Genomic DNA, 5022 nt, shown 5'->3' with positions numbered 1-5022 from the left:
GGGTCTCGCGATGCGTCTCGACGACCTTCTGCTTGCGCGGGATCAGGCCGAGCAGCCCGAGCAGGCCCAGCCAGCCCCAGTCGAAGCCACGGCGCTCGTGCTCGACCGGCTGCGTGTCGGCGGTGGCGACCGTGGTGTCGGTGGTGTCGGTCGTCGGCGCAACCGAGGTATCGGTCGGCGGCGTGTCGGTGGCGGCGGTGGCGGTGGCGGCCATGTCGCCGGTCGCCGTGTCGGTCGTGGCCGTCGTGTCGGCGCCGATGGCGGCGGTGTTCGCGTCCGCGGTGCCGGTGGTGGGCGTCGAGCCGTTGATCGTGCCGGTGGTGGCATCGGTGCCGCCGGTGCCGGTGGTGGTCGGGCTCGGGGCCGACGGATCGGTCGCCGGGATCGTCTGCGCGGAGACCGCACCGGCCAGCGCCAGGGCGATGGTGGCGGTGGCGACGAGGGAAGCCTTCTTCGAATTCTGCATGGGAGGGTCCTTGGGAGGGGCGACACAGGTCGCGGGCGAACCCTATCGGCCCGCGCGTGCAAACCGGGTGTCGTGTGCGCGATGCAGGGGCAAGCGGCCGCGAGGCCTCAAGGCTGCGCGAACACCAGCTGCTCGACGGGATACCCCATCGCACGTGCGCGTTCGACGAGGCGATCGCGCACGCCGCGATCGAGCACGCGATCGCGCGACAGCAGCCACAGGTAATCGCGATCCGGCGAGCCGACGATCGCCCAGCGGTAGTCGTCGTCGAGCCCGACGATCCAGTAGTCGCCCCAGACTATCGGGAGGAATCCGAGCCAGCGCGGCGCGAAGCGCACCTGCAGGCGCGACGTGCTGCCGTCGACGCGGCGTGCCACGCCCGTCGCGACCTTCATGCCGCCCTGCGCGGTGGTGCAGCGGTTGACGACGTCGATGCGGCCGTCGTCGCGAAGCGTGTAGGTGGCCGACGTATCGCGCGCGCAGTCGCGCTGGAAGAACATCGGCAGCCGCGCCTGCTCGTACCAGGTTCCCGCATAGCGCTGCAGGTCGACGTGCGCGACGGCACGATTGGGCTCGACGGCCCGCGCCACGGGCGCGGCGAGCATCGACAGCACGAGCAGCAGGGCGAGGCGGTTCATGGCGGACCTGCGCGAAGCGACGGGGCGTCCATCTTCGCCGCCCGCGCCCGGCAGCGCGGTGAACGAAGCACGGTCGACGGCGCACGCCCCGCGATCCGGTAGCCTGCGCGCCTGCCCTCCGCGCCGGATTCCGATGTCCCGCCGCCTCGCCCTGCTCCTCCTCGTGCTCGCGCTGTGTGCGCCCGGCATCGTGTCCGCCCGCGACCGCGCACTGGAGGCGCTCGCCGACCTCGTCGCGGCGCAGGAGCACTTCGACGGCGTGATGCTCGTCGGCGACGGTCGTCGCGTGCGACTGCTGCGTGCCTACGGCCCGGAGGACGCCGAGCGCGGCGTGCCGGCGAGCGCTGCCACGCGGTACCAGACCGGTTCGTTCTCGAAGTGGCTCGCCTCGGTGGTGGTGCTGCGGCTCGTCGACCAGGGCCGCCTCGCGCTCGACGTGCCGGTGTCGACCTACCTGCCGGACTACGCGCCCGCCAACGGCGCGAAGGTGACGCTCCATCACCTGATGTCGCATACCAGCGGCATCCCGAACGACCTCGCCGCGGCGCTCAAGGCGGGCAACGGCGACCTGGCCATCTTCGCCGGGCAGAGCAACGCCGTCGCCCTGTCGCGCTATGCCAGCGGTCCCCTCGCGTTCGAACCCGGCACCCGCTTCGACTACGCGCATTCGAACTGGCTGGTCGTGCTCGCCGTGATCGAACGCGTCACTGGCCGCTCGTACCGGCAGAACGTGGACGACCTCGTGCTCCGCCCGCTGCGGCTGCGCGACAGCGGCCTGATGCCCGCGGACTTCTACACGGTCGCGCATGCCGCGCACGCCTACTCGACGCTGCGGCCCGAACCGGTACCGATGCCGGCCGCGACGCTCGCGCCCGTGCCGGAATTCCTCGGTCCGATCGGCGGCCTGTACGCCACCGCGACCGACGTGATGCGGCTGCTCGACGGCGTCTACAGCGGGCGCCTGCTCTCGCCGGCCTCGCGCGAGGCGCTGTGGCACGTCAACGTGCCCGAGCAGGACTACGCCTACGGCGGGCGCGTGCGCCTGCGGCGCATCGACGGCGCGATGCACCGCATGAGCTGGAACAGCAATTCGAACGGCGCCTACAAGTCGCTGGTGGTCCGCGCCGACGACGGCCGCACGGTGGTGCTGCTGAACAACACGCGGATGGACGGCGCGGCGCTCGGCCGCATCGGCGAGGCGCTGCTGCGGATCGAACCGGTCGCCCCCTGATCGCGTGCGACCACGGCCGGTGGATGCGCCGCGTGGAATCGATGCTCAGGCGAGCGCGTCGATCACCGCGCGGGTGAAGTCGGGGATGTCGTCGGGCTTGCGGCTGGTGATGAGGTGGCCGTCGCGCACCACCGCCTCGTCGCTCCATGTGGCACCGGCGTTCTGCAGGTCGGTGCGCACCGACGGCCACGAGGTGACGCGGCGGCCCTTCGCGGCGCCCGCTTCGACCAGCAGCCACGGCCCGTGGCAGATCGCTGCGAGCGGCTTGCCGGCGCCGTCGAAGGCGCGCACGAAGTCGACCGCCGCGGGCTGCACGCGCAGCTGGTCGGGATTGATGACGCCGCCCGGCAGCACCAGCGCGTCGTAGTCGTCGGGCTTCGCCTGCGCGAGTTCCACGTCGACCGGCACGGTGTCGCCCCAGTCCTTGCCGGACCAGCCGCGGATCTCGCCGCCCTTGGGCGAGACCACGTCGACCCGGAAGCCGGCCTGGCGGAGGCCGTCGAGCGGCCCGGTCAGTTCCGACTGCTCGAAACCGTCGGTGGCGAGGATGGCGATGCGCTTCATGGGCCGGCTCCGTGGGGGACGCCGGGACGCTAGGCGCCGACCGGTGGCGCGGTCGTGAAGCGGGGCCGCAGGCGACCAGCGGTTAAAGTGCAGCCCCGCGTCCGTCCTGCAGTGCCTGTCCCATGCCGATGATCAACAACGATGTCCTGCGCAGCGTGCGCTACATGCTCGACCTCGGCGACGTGCACGTGGCGAACCTCGTGCAGATGGCGGACCCGTCGGTGGAGCTCGACCGCGAGCAGGTGCAGGCGTTCCTGCGCAAGGAAGACGAGCCCGGCTATGCGCCGTTCGACGATCGGCTGCTGGGGCTGTTCCTCGACGGGCTCGTGCTGCACTGTCGCGGCCCGCGCGAGGACGCTACGCCGCGCCCGCCCGAGAAGCGCGTCAACAACAATGCGGTGCTGAAGAAGCTGCGCGTGGCGTTCGAACTGAAGGACGTCGACCTGCACGCGATCTTCGAGGCCGCAGGCCATCCGATCTCCAAGCCCGAGCTGTCGGCGCTGTTCCGGCAGCCGGGGCACAAGAACTTCCGCCTCTGCGGCGACCAGCTGCTGCGCTACTTCCTGCGCGGCCTGACGTTGCGCGTGCGCGGCGGCTGAACGCAGGCCGCGCGCGCCGTCGCGTCATCGCGTCGGGGGCGGGTGGCGACGACGCCGGAGCAGTACGGATCGTGCGCAGGGCGCAAGCGGCGCGCCGCCGCGGACCGATGCGGGGCCCCGCATCGCGCGGCCCTGCGCGCGACACCGGCCGCCACCCCAGCTGAACGACTCACGGTTCCTGCACCCGGGCACGCCCAATGTCGCCCGACTTCCCCGTTGCAGGTGTCGCCATGTCCCGTCCGGTCCTCCGTTCCACGCTGATCGCCCTCGCGACGACGTCCCTGTTCGCGGCCGGTTGCCAGCGACCGGCCACCGACGCGTCGGCACCGACCTCCGCCCCGACCGCGGCGACGCCCGCGGCTCCGGCGACGCCCGCAACGGCCGCAGCGCAGCCGCCGGCAGCCGATGCGCAGATGCAGGCCGTGCTCGACCAGCTCGGCAAGCTCGGCGGCAAGCCGATCGAATCGCTCGACGCCGCCGAGGCACGTCGGCAGCCGACGCCGGCCGACGCGGTGAAGGCGCTGCTGACTGCGCAGGGCAAGCCGACCGCGCCGGAGGCCGTCGGCAAGGTCGAGAACCGCACGTTCCCGGGCCCCGGCGGCGCGGTTCCGATCCGCATCTACTGGCCGAACGGCGCCAAGCCGGGGACTGCACTGCCAGTGGTGCTGTACATCCACGGCGGCGGCTGGGTCATCGCCGACCTCGACACCTACGACGCGAGCCCGCGCGCGGTCGCCAACGCCGCGAACGCGGTCGTCGTCTCCACGCACTACCGCCAGGGCCCGGAAGCGATGTTCCCCGCCGCGCACGAGGACACCCTCGCCGCGTACAAGTGGGTGCTCGCCAATGCGAAATCGTTCGGCGGCGACGCGTCGAAGGTGGCGCTCGTGGGCGAGAGCGCCGGCGGCAACATGGCGGCCAACATCGCCATTGCCGCGCGCGATCAGAAGCTGCAGGCGCCGGTCGCGCAGGTGCTCGTGTATCCCGTCGCCGGCGACGACATGAACACCGCGTCCTACGTCGAGAACGCGAACGCCAAGCCGCTCAACAAGCCGATGATGGAATGGTTCGCGAAGAACTACCTCGGGGACATGGCGAAGGCCTCCGATCCGCGCATTGCGCTCGTGAAGCAGCCGAACCTCGGCGGCCTCGCGCCGGCCACGTTCGTGCTGGCGCAGATCGACCCGCTACGCAGCGAAGGCGAGATGCTCGCGCAGAAGATGCAGGCGGCCGGCACAGCGGTGGACGTGCTCAAGTTCGACGGCGTGACGCACGAGTTCTTCGGCATGGGCGCGGTGGTCGACAAGGCGAAGCAGGCCCAGCAGCAGGTGGGCGAGCGCCTGAAGTCGGCCTTCGGCTCCGCTGCGTCGACGACGGCGCCCGCGGCACCGACGGCGGCGTCCACCCCCGCGACCGCGACGCCGGCCGCGCCGCGCTGACCCCGCGCGCCGCGGATCCTTGCGGATTCGCGGCGCCGGTCAGGCGCGCGGTGCGCGTGCCCGGTCGAGCACGCGGCCCAGGTCG

The 5022-nt window shown here is 72.2% G+C and carries 6 protein-coding genes; 3 read left to right on the top strand and 3 right to left on the bottom strand.

Features of this window, described 5'->3' with window-relative positions; all coding sequences use genetic code 11:
* Both ACY35P_RS14860 and ACY35P_RS14855 read right to left on the bottom strand, forming a co-directional pair.
* Positions 1–466: hypothetical protein (locus ACY35P_RS14860; protein WP_462116612.1), on the bottom strand; the 466-nt coding region annotated here is incomplete at its 3' end.
* A gap of 107 nt (positions 467–573) precedes the next feature.
* Complete coding sequence (locus ACY35P_RS14855; RefSeq protein WP_462116611.1) at positions 574–1104, bottom strand: lipocalin family protein; 531 nt, start codon at positions 1102–1104, stop codon at positions 574–576.
* Positions 1105–1237: 133 nt separating this feature from the next.
* Between ACY35P_RS14855 and ACY35P_RS14850 the strand changes: the two genes are divergently transcribed.
* Positions 1238–2335 carry a serine hydrolase domain-containing protein gene (locus ACY35P_RS14850; RefSeq protein ID WP_462116610.1) on the top strand — a complete coding sequence of 366 codons (1098 nt, stop codon included), beginning with the start codon at positions 1238–1240 and terminating at the stop codon, positions 2333–2335.
* A 45-nt stretch (positions 2336–2380) separates the two neighbouring features.
* Here the strand turns inward: ACY35P_RS14850 and ACY35P_RS14845 are convergent, their stop codons facing one another.
* Entirely contained in the window at positions 2381–2899 is a 519-nt protein-coding gene (locus ACY35P_RS14845; protein WP_462116609.1) for a type 1 glutamine amidotransferase domain-containing protein, read from the bottom strand.
* A gap of 128 nt (positions 2900–3027) precedes the next feature.
* Here ACY35P_RS14845 and ACY35P_RS14840 point away from each other — a divergent pair, with 128 nt between their 5' ends.
* Positions 3028–3498, top strand: a complete 471-nt coding sequence (locus ACY35P_RS14840) for a YehS family protein (protein ID WP_462116613.1) — start codon at positions 3028–3030, stop codon at positions 3496–3498.
* Positions 3499–3728: 230 nt separating this feature from the next.
* Positions 3729–4937 (top strand): alpha/beta hydrolase, encoded by a 1209-nt coding sequence (locus tag ACY35P_RS14835; protein ID WP_462116608.1) that lies wholly within the window; start codon positions 3729–3731, stop codon positions 4935–4937.
* The last annotated feature ends 85 nt before the right edge of the window (positions 4938–5022 follow it).

The sequence above is a fragment of the Lysobacter xanthus genome, assembly GCF_047159895.1.
Note: the sequence above shows the minus strand (reverse complement) of the source record. Positions and strands in the feature narration are given on the sequence as shown.

Excerpts from the sequence above, each read along its gene's own strand:
- ACY35P_RS14855 (WP_462116611.1), bottom strand. The coding sequence starts at position 1,104 with ATGAACCGCCTCGCCCTGCTGCTCGTGCTGTCGATGCTCGCCGCGCCC.
- ACY35P_RS14850 (WP_462116610.1), top strand. The coding sequence starts at position 1,238 with ATGTCCCGCCGCCTCGCCCTGCTCCTCCTCGTGCTCGCGCTGTGTGCG.
- ACY35P_RS14845 (WP_462116609.1), bottom strand. The coding sequence starts at position 2,899 with ATGAAGCGCATCGCCATCCTCGCCACCGACGGTTTCGAGCAGTCGGAA.
- ACY35P_RS14840 (WP_462116613.1), top strand. The coding sequence starts at position 3,028 with ATGATCAACAACGATGTCCTGCGCAGCGTGCGCTACATGCTCGACCTC.
- ACY35P_RS14835 (WP_462116608.1), top strand. The coding sequence starts at position 3,729 with ATGTCCCGTCCGGTCCTCCGTTCCACGCTGATCGCCCTCGCGACGACG.